The organism is Streptomyces sp. NPDC004721 (genome assembly GCF_053601495.1).
Window position 1 is genome coordinate 1 of record NZ_JBSGBZ010000159.1, and the last position, 1,271, is coordinate 1,271.

The 1,271-nt window shown below is 70.4% G+C and carries 2 protein-coding genes; one reads left to right on the plus strand and one right to left on the minus strand.

Features of this window, described 5'->3' with window-relative positions:
* On the plus strand, positions 1–679 hold a 679-nt coding region (locus ACWEK3_RS42405), incomplete at its 5' end, for an IS5 family transposase (protein ID WP_453252276.1).
* Here ACWEK3_RS42405 and ACWEK3_RS42410 read toward each other — a convergent pair.
* A complete protein-coding gene (locus ACWEK3_RS42410; RefSeq protein ID WP_450547815.1) occupies positions 627–1,154 on the minus strand; it encodes a hypothetical protein in 528 nt (175 codons plus the stop codon). The genes ACWEK3_RS42405 and ACWEK3_RS42410 overlap by 53 nt on opposite strands.
* Positions 1,155–1,271 lie beyond the last annotated feature (117 nt).

A 1,271-nucleotide genomic window follows, 5' to 3' on the forward strand; every position in this document is an offset into this window, starting at 1 on the left:
CTACCTGGTCGCGGGCGGGATCTCCTGGCGGGCGATGCCCGCGGACTTCCCCGACTGGGGCCGCGTCTACGCCTTCTTCCGCCGCTGGCGCGAGCACGGGCTGATCACCGAGTTCCACGACCGGCTACGCGGGAAGGTCCGTGAGCGCGAGGGCCGTGAGGCCGAGCCCACGGCGGGAATCATCGACGCGCAGTCGGTGCGGGCCGCTGCGACGGTGCCAGCCGCCTCACGCGGCTACGACGGCGGGAAGAAGGTGCCCGGGCGTAAGCGGCACATCGTGACCGACACGCTCGGTCTGCTCCTGGTCGTCTGCGTCACCGCCGCGAACATCGGCGACCGGGACGCCGCTGTGGGCCTGCTGAGGCGGCTGCGCCGCCGGCACCGCGACATCACCCTCGTCTGGGCCGACGGCGGCTACACCGGCTCCCTCGTCGACTGGTGCCGTCAGAAACTCGCGCTGACCTTGGAGATCGTCAAACGCACCGACGGCATGGAGGGATTCGTGGTGCTGCCCAGGCGCTGGGTGGTAGAGCGCACGTTCGCGTGGCTGATGCATTCGCGCCGGCTGGTCCGGGACTACGAGACGTTGCCGGCCAGCAGCGAGGCGATGATCCGGTGGTCGATGGTCACGCGGATGAGCCGGCGTCTGGCACGGCCACGGGCCGCCGGCCGACGCTGAATGCCCCCGACGTCTCCTGCAGGAGCCACCCGCGCTCCGCCAGACGCCGGGCCTTCGAGCGCACCCCCTCGACCTTCGCCGAGGTTGTCTCCAAGCCCAGCTGAACCGTGATCTCCCTGGCCTTCAGCGGCCCTTGGCCCGCGGGCTGCCGCTCGTCGAGCACGCCCAAAATCCGCTGGTAGTCCCGCGCCAGCACCGTCACCGGCAGTCCTTCGCGCCAAGGCGGCACGATCGAGCCCGGCACCGGCGCGGGCGAGGACACGGTTTCCGCCTTCGCCTCGGTCACGGCGGTAGTCTCGGCAGCCGAGGCCGCCAGGGCCTCTACCAGCTCCTCCCGCGCGATCACCCGCCGGTCCAGCTCGATCTCCGCGGCCTCCAACACCCCAGCCAGCCGCGCGACTTCCTCCCGCAGCCCTTCCACCCGCACTCGGGCCGCTGTCTCCCGCTCCTCCAGCATCCCCAGCACCGACGCCATCGCGCCCCCCTCGATCACGGAGCCGAAACAAGACGTCGCATGCCTCCCTCATTCCGAGCTAGACCATGCCTGACCAGCGGAAATCAAGCGATCATGTTCGGTTGAGATACGGCTTCT

Bases quoted from the DNA above. Each gene is read 5' to 3' on its own strand.
- ACWEK3_RS42410 (WP_450547815.1), bottom strand. From the start codon at position 1,154: ATGGCGTCGGTGCTGGGGATGCTGGAGGAGCGGGAGACAGCGGCCCGA.